The following is a 21,202-nucleotide window of genomic DNA, read 5'->3' as shown; positions in this document are numbered from 1 at the left end:
CCTGGCATCTCCCGCATGCCGCCGGCATGCCTTGCGAGGAACCTGAATGAAAAAAACACTCATCGCACTGATGGCCATCGCCGCCGTGGCTCCCGCCGCGTGGTCGCAGGATCGCATCTACCGCTGCGGCAATGAATACACCAACAATGCCAGCCAGGCCAAGGAACGTGGCTGCAAGCTGGTCGAAGGCGGCAATGTGACGGTCGTGCAGGGCGCGCGGCCAGGCGGCGCGCCAGCAGCTTCGGGCGGCAGCGCGCCGAGCGCCAGCACCTCGCCCGCCAATGCCCCCCGGGTGGACACTAATGACCAGCGTGCGAGGGACTCCGATGCGCGCGCCATCCTGGAAGCCGAACTCCGCAAGGCCGAGGCACGCCAGGCCGAGATCGCCAAGGAATACAACAACGGCGAGCCCCAGCGCACCGCCCTCGAACTGCGCAACCCCCAGCTGTGGATGGAGCGCACCGCCGAGCTGAAGGCCAGCCTCGCCCGCGCGGACAGCGATGTGGCCGGCATCAAGCGCGAACTCGCCCGCCTGCCCGCGGCCAATCGCTGAGCGTGGTGGCTTCTTCCAAACCCGATACCGCGCGCTACCAGGCGCTGGACCTCGTGTCCACGCTGGTGGCCGTGCTGCAACCCGACGGGGCCGTGCTGTTCGCCAATGCGTCCCTGGAGAACATGCTGGGACTGTCGCGGCGCACTCTCGAAGGCTCCGACTTCAGCGGCTATTTTTCCGACCCGGCGCTGCTGCAGACGGCCCTGGCCGGCGCGCGTGGGCAGGACTTCGCCGCGCTCCGCTTCGAGGCCGCGCTTCGCCGCGCCCAGCAGCAGGATGCGATGCCCGTGCACGTGCACCTGGCGGTCGCAGAGCACACCGGCGAGATCCTGGTCGAGCTGTGGCCTCTGGAGGCTCAGGCCCGGCAGGACCGCGAGGAGCGCCTGCGTGAACAGGCGCTGGCCAACAAGGAGTTGATCCGCAACCTGGCGCACGAGATCAAGAACCCCCTGGGCGGCATTCGCGGCGCGGCGCAGTTGCTGGAGATGGAGCTCGACAATCCCGAGCTCACCGAATACACGCAGGTCATCATCCACGAGGCGGACCGGCTGCAGAGCCTGGTGGATCGTCTGCTGGCACCGCACCGCCATCCGCACCTGGTGGGCGACGTGAACATCCACGAGGTGTGCGAGCGTGTGCGGTCGCTGGTGCTGGTCGAGTACCCGCAGGGGCTGCGCGTGCAGCGCGACTACGACACCTCGATTCCCGAGTTCCGCGGCGACCGCGCGCAACTCATCCAGGCCCTGCTGAACATCGTGCAGAACGCCGCTCAGGTGCTGACCGAACGCATCGCCGTGGGCGACGCGCTCATCACGTTGAGCACGCGCGTGGCGCGCCAGGTCACCTTCGGCCGGCAGCGGTATCGGCTGGCACTGGAATTGCATGTCATCGACAACGGACCGGGCGTGCCCGAAGCCATCAAGGAGCGGATTTTCTATCCCTTGGTGACAGGGCGTGATGGGGGATCGGGGTTGGGGCTGACGCTGGCGCAAACCTTTGTGCAGCGGCACCACGGATTGATCGAATGCGACAGCGTGCCGGGTCGCACCGATTTCCGAATCCTCATTCCCTTGCCTTGAGGTCCCGATAAGCAATCCATGGGAACAAGGTAGAACCAACACATGAAGCCGATCTGGATAGTAGATGACGACCCCTCGATCCGCTTCGTCCTAGAGAAGGCGCTGGCACGCGAGAGCTTGCCGACGCGCAGCTTCACCCACCCGCGCGAGGTGCTGGAAGCGCTGGCTGAAATCACCCCCGGCGATCCCGAGCGGCAAGGTCCGCAGGTGCTGGTGAGCGACATCCGCATGCCGGGTGGCTCGGGCCTGCAACTGCTGGAGAAAGTGCGCGAACAGCAGCCGGGCCTGCCCGTCATAATCATGACGGCGTATTCCGATCTGGACAGCGCGGTCTCCGCTTTTCAGCGTGGCGCTTTCGAATACCTTCCCAAGCCCTTCGACCTGCCCAAGGCGGTGGAGCTGATCCGCCGCGCCGTCGAAGAAAGCCAGCGCGAAGAAGTCACTGAAGAGCGCCAGACCGCCACCCCTGAAATGCTGGGACAGGCCCCGGCCATGCAGGACGTGTTCCGGGCCATCGGGCGACTGAGCCAGAGCCAGGTCACGGTGCTCATCACCGGCGAATCGGGCTCGGGCAAGGAACTGGTGGCGCGCGCGCTGCACAAGCATTCTCCCGTGGCCGGCGGCCCCTTCGTGGCCATCAACACCGCGGCCATCCCGAAAGACCTGCTGGAAAGCGAACTGTTCGGCCACGAGCGCGGCGCGTTCACCGGCGCGCAGACACAGCGGCGCGGGCGCTTCGAGCAGGCGGAAGGCGGCACGCTGTTCCTCGATGAAATCGGCGACATGCCGTTCGACCTGCAAACGCGGCTGTTGCGCGTGCTGTCCGATGGCCAGTTCTACCGCGTGGGTGGCCATGCCGGCGTCAAAGCCCATGTGCGGGTGATCGCGGCGACCCACCAGGACCTGGAACGCCGGGTGAAGGACGGCGTGTTCCGCGAAGACCTTTTCCACCGCCTCAACGTCATCCGGTTGCGCCTGCCCGCGCTGCGCGAGCGCCATGAAGACGTGCCCATGCTGACGCGGCACTTCCTGCAGCAGAGCGCGCGGCAACTGGGCGTGGAGCCCAAGCGCATCTCCGACGCCGCGCTCGTCCGGCTGGGCCAGTTCGGCTTCCCCGGCAACGTGCGGCAACTGGAGAACATCTGTCACTGGCTGACCGTGATGGCACCAGCGCAGGTGATCTCGCTGCAGGATCTGCCGCCCGAAGTCCTGGAGGCGCCGGTGGCGGCAACGCCGCTGGACGCAGCAGCGGCCTCGCCAGAGCCGCGCAGCGAGGCGCCGGTTTCCACGCTGGCGGCCCCGGCTTCGCAAGGCACCGCACCGGCCATTCCTGCGGCGGCAGCGCTGCCCCGGGAAGACCGGGGGGTTGCGGCGCCGGCCCTGGGTGCGGCCATCCCGCCGGCCGGGGCGTCGCAGGTGATCCTCGCCGACCCGCCGGGTTGGGAGCAGGCGCTGGAAGCCGAGGCGCACAAGCTGCTGTCCGGGGGGCAGACCGAGGTCTGGGATGCGCTGTCGCGGCGCTTCGAGTCGCGCCTCATCCGCACGGCGCTCGCCGCCACGCACGGGCGGCGCATGGAGGCGGCGCAGCGCCTGGGCATTGGCCGCAACACCATCACGCGCAAGATCCAGGAGCTGGGCCTGGATGCACCCGAAGATGCATGACAAAAAGGCCTCCACGGCAATGAAAGCGCCGGCACGTAGCTATTGATTTTGTAGCAATAGAGCAAGATTCGGCCAGTGTTTTCACGCCGGCCTGTGCAGGCACGAGTCCTACAGGCGTGCGGTGCACAGGCCGACCTCCGGCGCAATGGATGCCTTGAAGAATGAAGGCACTGTTCAACCAACCGGAGTTACTTCATGTCCGATTTCAACGATGCAAACCGCGACCCTCTGACCAACGAGCCTGGCGCACATCCCGTGGGCACCGGCGTCGGCGCTGCTGGTGGCGCAATGGCGGGAGCGGCGGCCGGTGCCTTCGGCGGCCCGATCGGCGCCGCGGTGGGTGGTGTGGCGGGTGCGGTGGTCGGCGGCCTGGCCGGCAAGGCGGCTGCCGAGTCGGTCAACCCCACCGTGGAAGACGCCTACTGGCGTGAAAGCTACGACCGCGAGCCCTACTACGTGAAGGGCCGTGCCTATGACGAATACCGTCCTGCCTACGAACTGGGCTGGAGCTCGGTCGGCCGATACGACGGTGATTTCGAGGCCGTCGAACCCAACTTGGCCCGCGACTGGGGCACGGCACGCTCGACCAGCCGCCTGGAATGGGAAGAAGCCCGTCCCGCTGCCCGCGCCGCCTGGGAGCGCGCAGGCCGCGGCACCACTTTGGCCTCCGACTCCACGTACGGCAACACCTACGACAACACCACTGCCCTGGTGGACAACGACGACGTGGTCGATGTGCTGGACGACCTGCTGGAATCCTGCCGCGATGGCGAATACGGCTTCAAGGCTTCGGCCGAGCACGCCGACTCGCCGGAACTGAAGGGCATCTTCCTGCGCCATGCCAGCGAATGCGCGGCTGCGGCCACGGAACTGGAGCGCGAAATCCGCAACCACGGTGGCGAGCCATCCAGCGGTGGTTCGATGTCCGGTGCGCTGCATCGCGGCTGGGTGTCCGTCAAGGCGGCGATGTCCACGCGTGACGACAAGGCCGTGCTGGAAGAGTGCGAGCGCGGTGAAGACGCGGCCGTGGCCCGTTACCGCAAGGCGCTGAAGGCGTCTCTGCCGGCCAACGTGCGTGCCATGGTGGAACGCCAGGCCGAAGGTGCCCAGCGCAATCACGACGAAGTGCGTGCCTTGCGCAATCGCTTCCAGGCTGCGGCATAACGCTTCCTTAGCCGGTTCCGCGAAAGCTGAATGCCGCGCTGTCACCGCCACTGCGGTGGCCGTGGCGGTGGTTATTTCGCTGCAACCCTGTGCCCCAAAAGCCCCGGACCCCGGGGCTTTTTTGCGTTTGCCAGCAATCCTGCAAATCCCGTTCGCATCGTGCTGCGGCGCTTCGCTTGGGGGCCTGCAACGGTCCGTGGACGAACCCTAGAGTGAGCGGTTCACCGGTGGTGTGCTCACCCGGTGGACCATTCCGTTCACAACAAAAGGGGGGAGATTTCATGAACGCAATCCACAGCAGCCCGGTATCTGCCCGGCGGCCGGGCCCTGAACGGGGGCAGAGCTTTCCTGGTGCCGATCGGCGCGAGACCAACGCCAACACGGACGCGCCCCCGCAACGCTCCCGTGCGCAAACCACGGCGTCTTCGGGCGGGCTCCAGCCGCTTTTTCCACGCTCTGGCAGGCCGCGCGGCGACGCCGTCGCGCCTTCGCCCCGGGCCGCATTGTCGCGGCCACCCGGGTCGGTACGGCCGGCCGGGGGCGAGCATGCCGCCATGCCTGGGTCCATCTCCTCCCTGGAGGCCGCTTCGTTCGTCGAGATCGACCTGTCCGAAAGCGTGTCTGACCGGACCTCGGTCTATTTCTCCGCCCGGACGTCTCTCCCTCGGGAGGAGGCGTTGCATGACGCCGCTGAGGACACGATCGCCTCGCTCCTGGGCCCGGGCGCCGCGCAGGCGCCGGACGTGGTCGCGCGGCTGGAGCGCAACACCGAAGTGCTTTTCACGAAAGGCATCGACACCCCGAAGAAGCTCCACGATTTCCTGAGCCAGGCGTGGCGGCACGATGCGACGCTGAGTTTTATCGGAATGGGCTTTGCCGACGGCGCGGGCTACATGGCCGCCATGACGGCGGCCAACGAAAAGCTGGTGGCGATGCTGCCGCTGGCGCTGCTCAAGAACCCCTCCCTGCTGGGGCTGGCGGTGGGCGTCGGCGTGGGTGCGGTGGATGTGTTCACCAGCGTGGTTGGCGGAGCCATCATCAAGCCCGGCATCTACAACGACTATGGCGGCAACGCCCGGCTGCCGGCGTCGCTGCGGCCGGATCCGCATGCAGAGATTGTCAAGAACGCGGGCGTTTCGGCGGGGCTCAACGTGGCCAAGAACCTGCCCAGGACGGTGGAGCCCTACATCCAGGCGGCCATCGAGGGCCGGGGCGACCACAGCGTGAACCGTGCCTGGGCGGACCGCATCGACGCGACCTTCATCGATGGGTTTGGCGGCATGCTGGCCGCCGGGGCGAAAAACGTGATGAAGCTGTCGCAGACGGTGCCATATGACGCCCGCATGCTGCTGCGAGACGACCTGCCCGAAGTCATCGACAAGACCCAGGCCTCCTGGGGCGACAGGATCAAGGCCATGGGCCCGTCGGCGCTGCAGGGCGCCAAATCCCTGGTGACCTCGCCCGTGCCGGTCGCGGTGGTGGCCACGGTGGGCCTGTTCGCGTCCGAGCTCTTTGCCGCCAACGCCAGCATCGACCTAGCCGGATCGCCTGCAGAGCTGCCCCCCGACCGGGCCGATGCCGGCATGCTGGCGGGCAAGCGGGCCTCGTCGGTCATGCTGTTCGGACTCATGTCGGGGCTGATCGAAATCGGGGCCCCGTATGTGGCCCAGGGCGGCGCCTACGCCGCCCGGAAAATCAAGGACGGCTGGCAGCAGGCGCCCAACGTAATGGCCTGGGCGCAGGAGCGCCTGGGTCCCACCGCCCGCAGGCCGTCGGATGTGGAAATGGGGCTGGCGGGCGCGGCCCGTCGCTGACCGCTGGCAGCCCGCGGGGCCGCGCGTTTTCGGTGGTCAGTCCAGCGTGGCGACGACCGGTGCGTGGTCGCTGGGCTGCGGGTTCTTGCGCGGCGCGCGGTCGATGGTGCAGGCCGTCACACGCGCCCGCAGCGCTTCGCTCACCAGGATGTGGTCGATGCGCAGGCCGCGGTTCTTCTGAAAGCCCAGCATGCGGTAGTCCCACCACGAGTAGCTCTTTTCGGGCTGGTCGAACAATCGGTAGGCGTCGGTCAAGCCCAGTTGCAGCAGCTGCTGGAAGTGGCCGCGTTCCTCCACGGTGTGGTGGATGGTGTCCTTGAGGCCCACCGGATCGAACGAGTCGCGGTCTTCGGGAGCCACGTTGAAATCACCCAGCAGGGCCAGGCGCGGGTGCGCCTGCAATTCCTCGCGCAGCCAGCGGTGCAGCGCTTCGAGCCACAGCATCTTGTAGGCGAATTTTTCCGACCCCGGCGCCTGGCCGTTGACGAAATAGCCATTCACCAGCCGCAGGGGGCCGTCCGGGGTGTCCAGGGTGGCGGCGATCACGCGGGCCTGCGCGTCTTCGTGGGCGGGGATGTTCCGCACCACGTCGCGCAGCGGGCTGCGGCTCAGGATGGCGACGCCGTTGTAGGTTTTCTGGCCGAAGGCCACCGCGTGGTAGCCGATCTCCTTCAACGCGTCGTGGGGAAACTTTTCGTCCACCAGCTTCAGTTCCTGCAGGCACAACGCGTCAACGGGGTTGTCGGCGAGCCAGGCGATCACCTGGGGCAGGCGCACGGAGAGGGAGTTGATGTTCCAGGTGGCAAGTTTCATGTTCGACCCATCTTGTTGGCGCACGCGCCGTTCGTCTTCGGAGCATCCCCCGCTTGCGGCCGTGTGGCTTCGCGCGGGGATGAGTCCGCCGATTTTCCCCCGGGTGGGGGACGCCCCACGCGAAATTGCTGGGCGAGGGGGCGCTGCGGTGTCGGGTAGGGCCGAATGCCGTGCCGCTTTGGGTCGAGAAGGCCTGCAATGGCCGGGAAAAGAGGCATGAGTGGCCGCGCGGGGAAACCGAAGGCGGCAGGCCGCGCGGCGGAGAACGAAGGCGTCGTCAAGGCCGGGGAGGGGGCTTATGCGCGGCGCCTTGAAGCCGCAACCTTGGCCCAGCGAAGGCGGTCAGCGCAGCGGCGACAGGATGCCCGTGAGGCGCCGCCAGTCGACGGGCTTGAGAAAGTGGTGGTCCACCACCGCCAGCAGTTCGGTGACGCGGTCGTTGGTGTCCGTCCAGCCGGTCAGGGCGATCAGAACGATGTCGTCCTTGTGCTTTTCGCGCACGCGCCGCGCCAATTCCAGTCCGTCCATGCCCGGCATGTCGAAATCCAGCAGCACGCAGGCTGGTTGGTGCTTTTCGATGTAGTTCAGCGCGTCCGCGCCGCTGTTGGCAATCGCAGCGGTAAAACCATCCAGTTGGAGGGCCATGGCTGCCAGCTCCGCTGTCTCGGGATGATCGTCCACCACCAGTATTTCCGCCGCCCTTTGGGTCATTCCGCTCGTCTTTCTAGTAACCACGTTTTATACCTGCAAGCGCTCGAACCGGCTATGTCAAAAGACATGGCACGGCCGCCGGCCCTGTCTGGCCAACGGCGCGCCTGCAATAGGGGTTTGTGGGTGGCCGTCATGGCAGCGGGGCGAGCGATGCGTCGGCACGCGCGGCTTCCTGCGGGCCGCGCACCTGCGGCAGGCAGTCGGGGTATTCGCGCTGGATGAAGGTGACCAGCGCCTCGCGCACCCGGCAGCGCAGGTCGAACGCCAGGCCCGACGATCGGGCCGAGACCAGCACGCGGATCTGGATGGTGCGCTCAGTCACGTCGGTGAGCTGCAGCACGCTCACACGCCGGTCCCACTCCGGTGCCGTCTCCAGGATGCGGTCCAGTTCGGCACGCAGCGGGTCCAGCGGCAGGCGGTAGTCCGCGAAAAGGAACACGGTGCCCAGGATCTGCGAGCTGGTGCGGGTCCAGTTCTGAAAAGGGTTCTCGATGAACCACTGCAGCGGGATGATCAGCCGCCGCTCGTCCCAGATGGCCAGCACCACGTAGGTGCCCGTGATCTCTTCCACACGGCCCCATTCTCCCTGCACGATCAGCACGTCGTCGATTCGGATGGGCTGGGCCAGCGCGATCTGCAGGCCCGCGATGATGTTGCTGAACACGGGCCGTGCCGCGATACCGGCCACGATGCCGACCACGCCGGCCGAGGCCAGCAGGCTGGCGCCCACCTGTCGGGCGCCGGGAAAGGTCATGAGCATGAGCGATACGGCGGCCATCACCACGCCCGTCATGGCGGTGCGCGACAGCACCCGGGCCTGCGTGGCCACGCGGCGCGCCGTCAGGTTGTCTTCCACGTTCGCCGGATAGCGGGCGATGAGCCCGTCCGCCACCCCGCCGATGGCGGCGATCAGCGCCCAGGCCGTCACCGCGATGAGCGCCAGCCCGGTGAGGTGCTGCACCGTGCCGAGGTGGGGCAATGTGTCAGCCGCGGCCACCCAGACCAGTTGCGTGGCGAACAGGGGTAGCAGCACGCGCATGGCGGGCACGCAGGCCTGCACGACGGTCTGCAGCACGGGCAGCCCGCGCGTGGCCCGCAGGGCGAGCAGCGCGGCGATGCGGTGGGCCATGGCACCGGCCATGGCGGCCAGGCTGGCGCCGAGCAAGGTGGCGAGCCAGGGGGAGAGGGACAGAAAATCCAGCATCGTCGAGGGGGCTCCTTGGGATGGGGTGGCAAGAAAAGAGACGGCGGCGGGATGGGCGGGCCGCTTCGGGGCTGCCGCTCGCCGGCCGGGCGAGATGGGACTTGGGTAAGGCCGATAAAACCCCCCGGTTTTTACTGGGAGGTGCCCTGACCGCAGGGGCCGGGGCCGGGTACATCCCGATTGTCCAAAAACTGCTTGGAAGTAAAAGGTTCCAAGAACTGTTACGTTTTGACATACTGCAGGGCGCGTGCCCCTCGGGCATGTCCTGACCAGTGTGTGTGTCCTGCCGTGATGGAAGGTTCAAAGCGACTGTGATGGTGTCTCCAGGAATGCATAGCGTGCGCGCCGCCTGCGCGACCGCCTTCGGCCCCCGGGGCCGGCCAGCGGCATGGGGTACCGTCCCATGGCGGTGAGCACCCGCTCCGGCGGCATCGGCGGCCTGCACGACCACGCCATGGGCGACTGGCGGTGGCGCCGCGGTGCCGCGCTGGTCGTTGCCATGGCGCTGCTCGGGGCGTGGCTGGTGGTCGAAACCGTGGCGCATGTGCGCGCGGCGGGCCGGGGGGAAGAGCGCAGCCGCCAGCTGGCGCACACGGCCGATTCGCTGCTCAACCAGAGCATGGGCAGCCCGATCCTCGGTGCCGTGACGCTGCTGGGGCTCAGCGAGCCCGCGCTGAAAGAGGTGGCGACCGGCGAACTGCCCCCCGATGCGCCCGAGGCGCTCGCCCGCCTGGCCGTGGTGCGCGGCCGGTTCCTCATGAGCGGCGTGTACGTGCTGTCCCGCGATGGCACCGTGGTGGCGCACGAGACGCCGGGCGCGCCGTCCACCGGCATCAACCTGGCCTACCGGCCGTATTTCCAGCAGGCCATCCGGGGCGGCGTGAACGTGTACCCGGCCCTGGGCAGCAACACGCAGGAGCGCGGCCTGTACTACGCCGCGCCGCTGTACGAGGGCGATTCTCCGGCCAGCGCCATCATCGGCGTGGTGATGGTCAAGGTGGCGTTCGACGCGTTCGATGCGCAGATGGCCCGCTCGGGCTACCCCATGCTGCTGATGTCGCCCAAGGGCGTGGCCTTTTCGGCCACCCGGCCCGAATGGCGCTACGCCATGGCGCCGCCGCTCACCCAGGCTCGCATCGATGCCGTGCGCGACCAGCGGCAGTTCGGCAAGGTCTTCGACAACGGCGTGGCGTCGGCGCTGCCGTTCCGGCTCGATGCGCGCGAGGTGGTGGTGAACGGGACGACCTACGCGCTCGACAAGCACCCGCTCGACTGGAAGGACCCCGACGGCACGTGGCAGCTCGTCGCGCTGGACGACGTGAGCGCGCTGTTGCCCCCGTCGCGGCGCTGGCTGATCGGCGGCGGCACGTTCGCCCTGCTGCTGCTCATGGGCGGCATGATGCTGGAGATGCTGCGCCACCGCGCGCGCATGGCGTCCGCGATGGAGCGGTTCCAGGTGCTGGGCGCGGCGCTGCAGACCAGCCCGGTGGCGGTGGTCATCACCGACGCGCAAGGGCGCATCGAATGGGTCAACACCGAGTACGAGCGCAACAGCGGCCGCACGCTGCAGGAGGTGCGTGGTCAGAAGCCCTCGGTCATCTCCAGCGGCCAGACGCCGCCCGAGACCTACCAGCAGCTGTGGGCGCGGCTGCTGTCGGGGCAGTCCTGGCGCGGCGAATTCATCAACCGCCGGGCGGACGGCACCCTGTTCCATGAAGAGGCGACGCTCTCGCCCGTGTTCGACCAGCGGGGCCGGCGCATCGCCATCGTCGGGCTGCACGAGGACGTCACCGACCGCATCACCGCCCACCATGAACTGCAGCGGCGCGAGCGCCTGCTCAACGACCTGCTGGCCCAGCAGACCGCCATCTTCGACAACGCGCCGCCCATCCTGCTGGTGTGCGACGGCGTGTTCCGCCAGTTCAACCCGGCGTTCACCGAGTTGATGAAAGGCTCGGCCACCGAGTTGCTCGGTCACTCCGTATCGCGGATATTCGGCGGCGCGCAGGGCCATGGCGTGTTCCTGGAGCGCACCGGCGCCCGGCTGGCGGCGGGCGAGGCGGTCCGGGAGGTCTGCACGCTGCACCGCCTGGACGGCACGACGTTCGAGGCCCGCGTGTCCGGCCGCAGCCTCGAGATGGACGGCTTCAGCGATTCATGCCTGTGGGTGATCGAGGACGTGAGCGAGACGCGCGCGGCCGAGGAGGCCATGCGCGAGATCAATGACCGCCTGGCGCTGGCGCAGGAGGCCGGCAAGGTGGGCGTGTTCGATCTGGACTTGGCCTCGGACCGGCTGGTGTGGAGCGACAAGCTCGAATCCCTGTACGGCGTGCCGCCGCAGCCCGAAGGGCGCAGCCTGCAGGACTGGCTCGACCGTCTGCACCCCGAAGACCGGGCCCGCGCCCAGGCGCGCATCGACAGCGCGCTGGCTGGCAGCGACGGCCAGTTGCAGGACTCCTGGCGCGTGGTGCGGCACGATGGCGAGGTGCGCTGGTTCCTGTGCGCGGCGCGCATCATCCGCGACGACGAAGGCCGCGCGCGGCGACTGATCGGCGTGCAGGTGGACGTGAACGACCAGAAGTTGCTGGAGGCGCAGGTGGCCGAGCAGCTGGTGTTCCAGCAGGCGCTCATCGACGCGATTCCCGTGCCGCTGTTCTACAAGGATGCGGAGGGGCGCTACGTGGGCTTCAACCGGGCCTACGAGCGCGCCTTCGGCGTGCGCCGCAACGACCTCATCGGCCGCACCGTGCTGGACCTGCATTACCTGTCCGAGGCCGAGCGCGCCGCCTTCGACTCCGATGCGCAGTTCGCGCTGAGCGGTGCGCAGTCGGTGCACAAGGAGGTGGACCTGCCGTATGCCGACGGCGAGATCCACCACACGCTGTTCTGGCTGCACGGGTTCCAGCGGCCGGACGGCACGCCGGGCGGCGTCATCGGCACCTTCGTGGACATCACCGACCGCCAGCGTGCCGAGCGCGAGCTGCGCCGCGCCAAGGAGATGGCGGAGGAGACCACGGCGCTCAAATCCAACTTCCTGGCCAACATGAGCCATGAGATCCGCACGCCGATGAACGCCATCATCGGCATGTCGCATCTGGCGCTCAAATCGGGCCTCACGCCGCGCCAGAGCGACTACGTCTCCAAGATCCAGCAGGCCGGCCAGCACCTGCTGGGCGTGATCAACGACATCCTGGATTTCTCCAAGATCGAGGCGGGCAAGCTCATCGTCGAAAAGCAGCCCTTCGTGCTCGACCGCATGCTGGAGGGCGTGGCCGACGTGGTGGGCTACAAGGCGGGCGTGAAGGGGCTGGAGCTGGTGCTCGATGCCGCCGCCGACGTGCCCGCGCACCTGGTGGGCGATGCGCTGCGGCTGGGGCAGATCCTCATCAACTTCGCCAACAACGCCATCAAGTTCACCGAGCGCGGCGAGATCCACATCCTGGTGCGCGTGCTCGAGCGCGCCGGCCAGCGCGTGCTGCTGCGCTTCGAGGTGCGCGACACCGGCATCGGCATGACCCCCGAGCAGATGGGGCGGCTGTTCCAGAGCTTCCAGCAGGCCGATGCGTCCACCACGCGCCGCTACGGCGGCACCGGCCTGGGCCTGGCCATCTGCAAGAACCTGGCCGAACTCATGGGCGGCGAGGTGGGCGCCGAAAGCGAGCCCGGCAAGGGTTCGGCCTTCTGGGTGACGCTGCCGCTCGATTGCGGCATGACCGTTCCCGCACTGCTGCCGCCGCTCGGCGTGCGCGGGCGCCGCGTGCTGGTGGTGGACGACAACCAGACGGCGGCCACCGTGCTGTCCGACATGCTGCAGGCCATGGGCTTCGAGACGACCGAGGTGGAGTCCGGCCTGCAGGCGCTGGCCGCGCTGCGCCAGGGCATCGACGAGCGGCATCCCTACGGCCTGCTGCTGATCGACTGGCACATGCCGGGCATGGACGGCATCGAGCTGGCCCGCCGCATCCGCGAGATCGGCCTGGACCGCGTGCCGCAGATGCTCATGGTCACCGCCTACGGGCGCGAAGAGGTCATGCTCGCCGCCCGCGCGCAGGGCATCGAGACCGTGCTGGTCAAGCCGGTGAGCGCCTCGGTGCTGTACGACACGCTCATGCAGCCGCTGGAGCACGGCTGGATGCCCACGCAGGCCCACCTGGCCCAGCCCGGCAGCGACCAGCCGCCGCTGGCCGTGCGCGGCGCCACCGTGCTGCTGGTGGAGGACAACGAACTGAACCAGCTCGTGGCCCTGGAGCTGCTGCGCGATGCCGGTTTCGTGGTGGACGTGGCCGCGCACGGGCAGGCCGCGCTCGAATGCATCGAGCGCCAGGACTACGACGCCGTGCTCATGGACATGCAGATGCCCGTGATGGACGGCGAGACCGCCACGCGTGCGCTGCGCGCGGACCCGCGCCACTCCGACCTGCCGATCATCGCCATGACCGCCAACGCCATGGAGTCCGACCGCCAGCGCTGCTTTGCCGCCGGCATGAACGACCATGTGCCCAAGCCCATCGAGCCGGCAGTGCTCTGGCGGGCTCTGGCGCGGTGGATCCGGCCGCGCCCGGGGCTGGGCGTGCGCCTGGACGAGGCCGGCGGGGCGGCGAGGCCCGCGGTGGCCGCCGGCCCGACGGGCACCGGGGCCTCGGCCGCGACCGCCGCCGCGATGGCAGGGTCCGCTCAACTGCCCCAGGGCGTGCCGGGGCTCGACACGGTGCTTGGGCTGCAGCGCGCGCTGGGCCGGCCCGCGCTGTATGCCGACATGCTGCGCCGGTTCGCGGAAGGTCAGCGGCACGTGGCGCGCGACCTGTCCGGCGCGGTGCGGGCGCAGGACTGGGAGCAGGCCGAGCGGCTGGCGCACACGCTGCGCTCGGTGGCGGCCAACATCGGCGCGCAGCCGCTGTCCCACGAGGCCGAGGCCCTGGAGCAGGCGCTGCGCAGCGGCCAGCGCAGCGCGGCGCTGCAGCGCCTGTGCGACGGCGTGGACCGGCGCGTGGCCGAGTTGCTGGAAGGTCTGGACGCCTGGGCGGCGGCGGCGCAACCCGCTGACCCCTTGCCGGCGGATGCGCTGCCGGGCCAGCCGGCGCCGATGGCGCTGCGCCCGGCCTTGCAGCGCCTGCAGGTGCTGCTGCAGGCCGACGACCCGGCCGCCGTGGACCATCTGCAGCAAAATAGGCCGGTGCTGGAAAGTGCGTTGGGCGCGGCGTTCGCCGCGCTGGAATCGGATACCCGGAGTTTCGAGTTTGAGCGGGCCTTGGACACGCTGCATGCCGCGGCGCAATCGGACCTCGACGGGTCCGAGCCTTCTCCAGGCGGGGCCGCATGACAGGACCACCCCATGGACATTCCCCATTTCTATGCCGACGAGTCCCTCTTTGTCGAAAAACCCATCGCCACCGTGCTGGTGGTGGACGACACGCCCGACAACCTCACCCTCATGGGCACGCTGCTGCGTGACCACTACCACGTCAAGGTCGCCAACCAGGGCGAGAAGGCCTTGCGGATCGCGCAGTCGTCCCCGCCGCCCGACCTGATCCTGCTGGACATCATGATGCCGGGCATCGACGGCTACGAGGTCTGTCGCCAACTGAAGGCGCATCCGCAGTCGCGCGACATCCCGGTGATCTTCCTCACCGCGCGCTCCACCTCGGACGACGAGCGCACGGGCCTGGCGGCCGGTGCGGTGGACTACATCACCAAGCCCATCAGCCCGCCCATCCTGCTGGCGCGCGTGCACACCCATTTGGCGCTGAAGGCCACCGCCGACTTCCTGCGCGACAAGAGCGCCTACCTGGAGCGCGAGGTGGCCATGCGCACGCTGGAAGTGCAGGCCATCCAGGACGTGACCATCATGGCCATGACCTCCCTGGCCGAAACGCGCGACAACGAGACGGGCAACCACATCCGCCGCACGCAGCTGTACGTGAAGGCGCTGGCCGAGCACCTGCGCCTGCACCCGCGCTTCGAGCAGACGCTGACCGAACGCATGATCGAGCTGCTGTACAAATCGGCGCCGCTGCACGACATCGGCAAGATCGGCATCCCCGACCGCATCCTGCTCAAGCCCGGCAAGCTCACGGTGGAAGAGTTCGAGGTCATGAAAACGCACACCACGCTGGGCCGCAATGCCATCGAGGACGCCGAGCGCCGCCTGGGCATGCGCGTGGCCTTTCTGAGCGTGTCCAAGGAGATCGCCTACAGCCACCAGGAAAAGTGGGACGGCAGCGGCTATCCGGAGGGCCTGGCGGGCGATGCCATTCCCGTCTCGGCACGGCTCATGGCCGTGGCCGACGTGTACGACGCGCTCATCAGCAAGCGCATCTACAAGCCCGCGTACTCGCACGAGCAGGCCTGCGCCACCATCGTGCGGGGCCGCGGCACGCATTTCGACCCCGACATGGTGGATGCCTTCGTGGACCTGGCCGACGACTTCCGCGACATCGCGCTCAAGTACCCCGACCCGGAATAGCCCGGCACGGGCCGCAGGCCCGAAAAGAAAAAAGGGACTGCCGCGCGGCCCATGGGCCGCAGCGGCAATCCCTTTGCGCGGGCGCGGATGGGTCAGCGGGCGCCGGTGGCGGCTTCGCCGTCCTCGGCCGGGGTGGCCGGCACCACGTCGTCCAGGCCGTCCGTGGGCAGCGAGAGGTTGGCCGCCGCCTGGCGCACGGCCGCCTTGTCTCCGGCGCTGGCGAACTGGCTGTATTTGCTCAGGATGGGCACCAGTTGGCCGTAGATGCGCGGTGCGCCGGCCAGGCATTCGCGCTGCTCCAGGAAGTCCGCCTCGCCCGTGAAGTTGCCGACCAGGCCGCCGGCCTCGGTCACCAGCAGCGAGCCGGCCGCCACGTCCCAGATCGACAGGCCGGTCTCGAAGAAGGCTTCGGTGTAGCCCGCGGCCACGTAGGCCAGGTCCAGCGCGGCGGCACCGGGGCGGCGCAGGCCGGCGGTGCGCTGCATCACGTCGGCCATGATGTTCAGGTAGTTCTTGAAGTTGTCGCCCGGGCGGAACGGAAAGCCGGTGGAGATCAGGCATTCCTTGAGCTGCGTGCGCTTGGAGACGCGGATGCGGCGCTCGTTCAGGTAGGCGCCGCGGCCCTTGGTGGCGGTGAAGAGGTCGTTGCGGGTCGGGTCGTAGATCACGGCCTGCTCGACCTTGCCGCGCACGGCCAGCGCGATGCTCACGCAATAGACCGGAAAGCCGTGGATGAAGTTGGTGGTGCCGTCCAGCGGGTCGATGATCCAGACGAACTCCGAATCCTTCGCGCCGTACTCGCTGCCCGATTCCTCGGCCAGAATGCCGTGGCCGGGGTAGGCGGTGAGCAGCGTCTCGATGATGGCCTTTTCGCTCGCGTGGTCCACCTCGGTCACGAAATCGTTGATCTGCTTTTGCGAGATCCGCACGGATTCCACGTCCAGGGCCGCGCGGTTGATGATGGCGCCGGCGGCGCGTGCGGCCTTGATGGCCACGTTGAGCATGGGGTGCAGATTGGTCGACATTGGATTGTGGCGTGGGCCGGGCGCGCGGCAAGGGCGGCCTGGCGGTTCAGGAACGGGGAATGGCGCCCCGGCGATGCGGACGGCGACAATGAGCGCGCGATTTTACCCGTACTGCCTTTTTTCACCGACCGCGCGCCATGAAGACCCGTTTCATCCTCCTCCACACCAGCCATGCCGGCAACGTCGGCGCCGCCGCTCGCGCCATGAAGACCATGGGCTTCGGCGACCTGGTGCTCGTTGCCCCGCGCTGGGCCAATGTGCTGCGCCGCGAGGAAACCATCCAGCGCGCGAGCGGCGCCCTCGACGTGCTGGAGAACGCGCGCATCGTCGCCACGCTGGACGAGGCCCTGGACGGCATGAGCCACCTGTGCGCCACCGCCATGACCCCGCGCGACTTCGGCCCGCCCACGCGCTCGCCGCGCGAACACTTCGAATTGCTATTGAAAAGTGAGCGGCATGCCATAGAAAAACATGCGCTGGAGCCCGATTCGACTCCAACACCGACCGCCGAGGCCGGCGTGGCCTTCCTGTTCGGCAGCGAGCGCTTCGGCATGGCCAACGACGACGTGTACCGTTGCCACGTGGCGCTGTCGATTCCCACCAACCCCACGTTCGGCTCGCTCAACCTGGGCGCGGCCATCCAGGTCGTCGCCTACGAATGGCGCATGGCGCTCGGCGGGTTCGCCGCCGCCGAAGAAGACGGCGCGGCGGCGGCAGCAGCACCCGCCACCGAGCGCGCCGACGCCGCGCAGGTGGCCGGCATGCTGGCGCACTGGGAGCGCGCGCTGGTGGACATCGGCTTTCTCGACCCCGCCGCGCCCAAGAAGCTCATGCCCCGCCTGAACCAGCTGTTCAACCGCGCGCAACTCACGCCCGAGGAAATCCACATCCTGCGCGGTGTCGCCAAGGCCATGACCGGCGCCGCGCAGGCAAAGCGCTAGACTCGGCGGCTCTTTTTCCGCTGCGCCCCCACGCCCCACCACCCCATGTTTGCCCGCCTGCGCTCCGACGTCCAGTGCATCCTCGACCGCGACCCCGCCGCGCGCAGCACCTGGGAGGTGGTCACCTGCTACCCCGGCCTGCACGCGATCTGGCTGCACCGTCCGGCGCACTGGTGCTGGCGCCACGGCCTGCCGTGGCTGGGGCGCTTCATCTCGCATTTCGCGCGCTGGATGACCGGCATCGAGATCCACCCGGGCGCCAGGATCGGCGAGCGCGTCTTCTTCGACCACGCCATGGGCGTGGTGGTCGGCGAGACCGCCGAGATCGGCGACGGCTGCACCATCTACCAGGGCGTGACGCTGGGCGGCACCTCGCTCTACAAGGGCGCCAAGCGCCACCCGACGCTGGGCAAGGACGTGGTGGTGAGCGCCGGCGCCAAGGTGCTGGGCGGCTTCGAGGTGGGCGACGGCGCCAAGATCGGCAGCAACGCGGTGGTCATCAAGCCCGTGCCGCCAGGCGCCACGGCCGTGGGCATCCCGGCCCGCATCATCCCCTCCAAGGCCGGCCAGAGCGCCGACGTGACCGAGCCGCAGGCCGCGCGCCCCTTCACTGCCTACGGCATCACGCAGGAAGACGATCCGCTCTCGCAGGCCATGCGCGGCCTGATCGACAACGCGTCGTCGCAGGAGCACCAGATCGCGCTGCTGTGGCAGGCCATCGAAAAGCTTTCGGCCAACCCGCAGGCACCGGCCAAGGACTGCGTGCCCTGCGACGCGGCGCGCGAGGAGCAGTTTCAGGCGGACAAGCTCAACGAGCTGGTGGGGAAGTAGCCGGCGCCTTGGCCGGTGGTCGGTGTTGGCCCCGGCTTCGATGTTCAAGCAAAAAAGGCCTGCAGCGCAATAAGTACTAAGGCGTTGTGCTATAAAAAATATAGCATCAGCGCTGCACGGCCGATTTCGGCCGGAACGCCTTGCACACCGCCTCGTGGGTTTCGAGGTACGGCCCGCCGATCAAATCGATGCAGTAGGGCACCGCGGCGAAGATGCCCGGCACCACCGGGCTGCCGTCCTCGCCCCGCAGGCCTTCCAGCGTTTCCGCAATCGCCTTGGGCTGGCCGGGCAGGTTGATGATGAGCGTGCTGCCGCGCACCACCGCCACCTGGCGCGAGAGGATGGCCGTGGGCACGAAGCGCAGGCCGATCTGGCGCATCTGCTCGCCGAAGCCCGGCATCTCCTTGTGGGCCACGGCCAGCGTGGCCTCGGGCGTCACGTCGCGCAGGGCGGGGCCCGTGCCGCCGGTGGTCAGCACGAGGCTGCAGCCGGCGGTGTCGGCCAGCTCGATCAGCGTGGCGCTGATGGTGGCCTGGTCGTCGGGGATCAGCCGGGGCTCGAAGGCGATGGGGTTGCGCAGCGCGCGGGCCAGCCAGTCCTGCAGTGCGGGCAGGCCTTTGTCCTCGTAGACGCCGGTGCTGGCCCGGTCGCTGATGGAGACGATGCCGATGCGCACCGGCTCGAAGCCGCCGGTCGCGGCAGGTGCCACGGCCTCAGGCATCGCGGCCGGTTTCTTCGTGGCGGGCGTGGGTGGCCGCGTCTTCCATCTGTTCGCGCACCAGCTGGAACAGCTCGCGGTAGGCGCGGCCCTTGCGTGGGGCCAGGCCCTCGGACACCTGCACGTTCGCGACCTTGCCCTCGGGCTGCGCATCCTTGCGCGCCTGGCGGATCAGTGCGCGGATCTGCTGCGTGTCGGTGCGCGGAAAGCGCTCCAGCCAGTCGGGCAGCGCGGCGTCGTCGGCGATCAGCCGGTCGCGCCAGCGCTCGGAGGCGTGCAGCGCGAGCTTTTCGGCAGCCGATCCGTTGTGCTGCTCGTCCAGCGCGGCCTGGGCGGCGGCCACGGCGGTGGGATCGAGCTGGCGCATGATCTTGCCGACGTACTGCATCTGGCGGCGCTTGCCCTCGAAGTTGGTGATGCGCCTGGCCTCGGCCAGCGCGTCGCGCAGTTTCTCGGGCAACTGCAGGCGTTCCATCAGGTCGGCGCGCAGCGTGAGCAGGTCTTCGCCGAGCTTCTGCAGCGCATCGCTCTCGCGCTTCAGGTCGGTCCGGCTCGCTTCGTGCGTGCCTTTGAGCTCGGCTTTCAGTTCGATGTCCAGCTCGCTGCCTTCGGCAACGAACTGGCCTCGCACGTAGTAGCCTTTTTTGGGTTTGCGTGACATGGTGGGGGCAATGGGAGGGGCACGCGTGTGCCCATACAGGCTTCGGCACCTTGGCGCCGAAGGCGGCAAGTATCATAGCCGCCGATATGAATACACCCAGCCCACGCGCCGCCGGCGCCGCCCCGAAGACACCCGACAGCGGTTTCAGCTACACCCGCCCGTTTTTCGAAGACCTCGTGGACCGAGCCCTGGCGCACGCCAAGAAGCTGGGCGCCACCGACGCCGGCGCCGAGGCCTCCGAAGGCTGCGGCCTGTCGGTCAGCGTGCGCAAGGGCGAGCTGGAGAACGTCGAGCGCAACCGCGACAAGTCGCTGGGCGTGACGGTCTACATCGGCCACCGGCGCGGCAATGCCAGCACCTCGGATTTTTCCAACGCCGCCATCGAGCAGACGGTGCAGGCCGCCTACGACATCGCCCGCTTCACCGCAGAAGACCCGGTGGCCGGCCTGCCGGACGAGGCCGACATCGCTCCCGAGGACTCGCACCGCGAGCTGGAGCTGTTCCACCCCTGGGCCATCACCAGCGAGGAGGCCGCGCGCATCGCCATGGAATGCGAGGCCGCCGCGCTTCAGACCAGCCGCCGCATCACCAACAGCGAAGGCGCGGGCGTGTCGGCCCAGCAGAGCCACTTCTTCAGCGCCCACACGCGCGGCTTTCGCGGCGGCTATGCCAGCTCGCGCCACAGCCTGTCGGTGGCGCCCATCGCCGCGCTGCCCGGCAAGAATGCCGACATGCAGCGCGATGCCTGGTACAGCTCCATGCGCGATGCGCGCGAGCTGGCCGCGCCGGCCCAGGTGGGCCGCTACGCCGCCGAACGCGCCCTGAGCCGCCTGGGCAGCCGCAAGATCCCCACCACGCAGTGCCCCGTGCTGTTCGAGTCGCCCCTGGCGGCCGGCCTGCTGGGCGGCTTCGTGCAGGCCGTGAGCGGCGGCGCGCTGTACCGCAAGAGCACCTTCTTGCTCGACTCGCTGGGCAAGCAGGTGCTGCCCAAGCACATCGACATCCTGGAAGACCCGTTCATTCTTCGCGGCAAGGGCAGCTCGCCCTTCGACGACGAAGGCGTGCGCGTGTCGCCCCGCAAGGTGGTGGATGCCGGCCGCGTGGAGGGCTACTTCCTCTCGAGCTACTCGGCGCGCAAGCTGGGCATGAAGACCACCGGCAACTCGGGCGGCTCGCACAACCTCACGCTCACCTCGCGCCGCACCCGCGCGGGCGACGACCTCGACGCCATGCTGAAAAAGCTGGGCACCGGCCTGTTCGTGATCGAGCTGATGGGGCAGGGCGTGAACTACGTGACGGGCGACTACTCGCGCGGCGCCAGCGGCTTCTGGGTGGAGAACGGCCAGATCGCCTACCCGGTGCATGAGATCACCATCGCCGGCAACCTGAAGGACATGCTGAAAGGCATCGAGGCCGTGGGCGCCGATGCCTACAACTACGGCGCCAAGACCGTCGGCTCAATCCTCGTGAACCGCATGAAGGTAGCGGGCAGCTGACGCAACCCGCAGCGGTGCCGAAAGCACCGACCCCCAACAAAAAACCCGCCAGCGGCGGGTTTTTTGT

General features: G+C 68.6%; 16 protein-coding genes. 10 read left to right on the top strand and 6 right to left on the bottom strand.

Annotated features, from left to right (window positions below):
• Nucleotides 1–46: 46 nt before the first annotated feature.
• From AVKW3434_RS20515 to AVKW3434_RS20495, 5 genes are all read left to right on the top strand, one after another.
• Nucleotides 47–553 (top strand): hypothetical protein, encoded by a 507-nt coding sequence (locus tag AVKW3434_RS20515; protein ID WP_284407295.1) that lies wholly within the window; start codon nucleotides 47–49, stop codon nucleotides 551–553.
• A 5-nt stretch (nucleotides 554–558) separates the two neighbouring features.
• A complete protein-coding gene (gene glnL, locus AVKW3434_RS20510) occupies nucleotides 559–1,632 on the top strand; it encodes a nitrogen regulation protein NR(II) (protein WP_502869138.1) in 1,074 nt (357 codons plus the stop codon).
• A 42-nt stretch (nucleotides 1,633–1,674) separates the two neighbouring features.
• Nucleotides 1,675–3,294 carry a nitrogen regulation protein NR(I) gene (gene ntrC / locus AVKW3434_RS20505; RefSeq protein ID WP_284407294.1) on the top strand — a complete coding sequence of 540 codons (1,620 nt, stop codon included), beginning with the start codon at nucleotides 1,675–1,677 and terminating at the stop codon, nucleotides 3,292–3,294.
• A 195-nt stretch (nucleotides 3,295–3,489) separates the two neighbouring features.
• Nucleotides 3,490–4,458 carry a ferritin-like domain-containing protein gene (locus AVKW3434_RS20500; protein WP_272568244.1) on the top strand — a complete coding sequence of 323 codons (969 nt, stop codon included), beginning with the start codon at nucleotides 3,490–3,492 and terminating at the stop codon, nucleotides 4,456–4,458.
• Nucleotides 4,459–5,012: 554 nt separating this feature from the next.
• Nucleotides 5,013–6,272 carry a hypothetical protein gene (locus tag AVKW3434_RS20495; RefSeq protein WP_284407293.1) on the top strand — a complete coding sequence of 420 codons (1,260 nt, stop codon included), beginning with the start codon at nucleotides 5,013–5,015 and terminating at the stop codon, nucleotides 6,270–6,272.
• Nucleotides 6,273–6,308: 36 nt separating this feature from the next.
• On the opposite strand, the gene xth is transcribed toward AVKW3434_RS20495, so the two are convergent.
• From xth to AVKW3434_RS20480, 3 genes are all read right to left on the bottom strand, one after another.
• Nucleotides 6,309–7,085, bottom strand: a complete 777-nt coding sequence (gene xth, locus AVKW3434_RS20490) for an exodeoxyribonuclease III (protein WP_284407292.1) — start codon at nucleotides 7,083–7,085, stop codon at nucleotides 6,309–6,311.
• A gap of 342 nt (nucleotides 7,086–7,427) precedes the next feature.
• Nucleotides 7,428–7,796 (bottom strand): response regulator, encoded by a 369-nt coding sequence (locus AVKW3434_RS20485; RefSeq protein ID WP_284407291.1) that lies wholly within the window; start codon nucleotides 7,794–7,796, stop codon nucleotides 7,428–7,430.
• Between the two features lie 130 nt (nucleotides 7,797–7,926).
• Complete coding sequence (locus AVKW3434_RS20480) at nucleotides 7,927–9,000, bottom strand: mechanosensitive ion channel family protein (RefSeq protein ID WP_502869137.1); 1,074 nt, start codon at nucleotides 8,998–9,000, stop codon at nucleotides 7,927–7,929.
• Nucleotides 9,001–9,388: 388 nt separating this feature from the next.
• On the opposite strand from AVKW3434_RS20480, the gene AVKW3434_RS20475 reads away from it, so the two are divergent.
• Both AVKW3434_RS20475 and AVKW3434_RS20470 read left to right on the top strand, forming a co-directional pair.
• On the top strand, nucleotides 9,389–14,320 hold the full coding sequence (locus AVKW3434_RS20475; RefSeq protein WP_502869136.1) for a PAS domain S-box protein: 4,932 nt from the start codon (nucleotides 9,389–9,391) through the stop codon (nucleotides 14,318–14,320).
• A gap of 12 nt (nucleotides 14,321–14,332) precedes the next feature.
• Entirely contained in the window at nucleotides 14,333–15,463 is a 1,131-nt protein-coding gene (locus AVKW3434_RS20470) for a response regulator (RefSeq protein WP_284402728.1), read from the top strand.
• Between the two features lie 92 nt (nucleotides 15,464–15,555).
• On the opposite strand, the gene AVKW3434_RS20465 is transcribed toward AVKW3434_RS20470, so the two are convergent.
• A complete protein-coding gene (locus tag AVKW3434_RS20465; RefSeq protein ID WP_284407290.1) occupies nucleotides 15,556–16,488 on the bottom strand; it encodes an inositol monophosphatase family protein in 933 nt (310 codons plus the stop codon).
• Nucleotides 16,489–16,625: 137 nt separating this feature from the next.
• Here AVKW3434_RS20465 and AVKW3434_RS20460 point away from each other — a divergent pair, with 137 nt between their 5' ends.
• Both AVKW3434_RS20460 and cysE read left to right on the top strand, forming a co-directional pair.
• The gene (locus AVKW3434_RS20460; RefSeq protein ID WP_284407289.1) at nucleotides 16,626–17,429 is read left to right on the top strand and encodes an RNA methyltransferase; all 804 of its coding nucleotides are present in this window, start codon (nucleotides 16,626–16,628) and stop codon (nucleotides 17,427–17,429) included.
• Between the two features lie 45 nt (nucleotides 17,430–17,474).
• Nucleotides 17,475–18,260, top strand: a complete 786-nt coding sequence (cysE, locus tag AVKW3434_RS20455) for a serine O-acetyltransferase (protein WP_284402731.1) — start codon at nucleotides 17,475–17,477, stop codon at nucleotides 18,258–18,260.
• A gap of 106 nt (nucleotides 18,261–18,366) precedes the next feature.
• Here the strand turns inward: cysE and mog are convergent, their stop codons facing one another.
• Nucleotides 18,367–18,981, bottom strand: a complete 615-nt coding sequence (gene mog, locus AVKW3434_RS20450) for a molybdopterin adenylyltransferase (protein WP_284407288.1) — start codon at nucleotides 18,979–18,981, stop codon at nucleotides 18,367–18,369.
• Nucleotides 18,974–19,639 (bottom strand): ribosome biogenesis factor YjgA, encoded by a 666-nt coding sequence (gene yjgA / locus AVKW3434_RS20445; protein WP_284407287.1) that lies wholly within the window; start codon nucleotides 19,637–19,639, stop codon nucleotides 18,974–18,976. The genes mog and yjgA overlap by 8 nt, the downstream gene beginning before the upstream one ends.
• 86 nt (nucleotides 19,640–19,725) lie before the next feature.
• Between yjgA and pmbA the strand changes: the two genes are divergently transcribed.
• Nucleotides 19,726–21,135, top strand: a complete 1,410-nt coding sequence (gene pmbA, locus AVKW3434_RS20440; RefSeq protein ID WP_284407286.1) for a metalloprotease PmbA — start codon at nucleotides 19,726–19,728, stop codon at nucleotides 21,133–21,135.
• The last annotated feature ends 67 nt before the right edge of the window (nucleotides 21,136–21,202 follow it).

Origin of the sequence: Acidovorax sp. SUPP3434 (assembly GCF_030159015.1) — a bacterium.
Classification (GTDB): Bacteria; Pseudomonadota; Gammaproteobacteria; order Burkholderiales; family Burkholderiaceae_C; genus Paracidovorax.
Note: the sequence above shows the minus strand (reverse complement) of the source record. Positions and strands in the feature narration are given on the sequence as shown.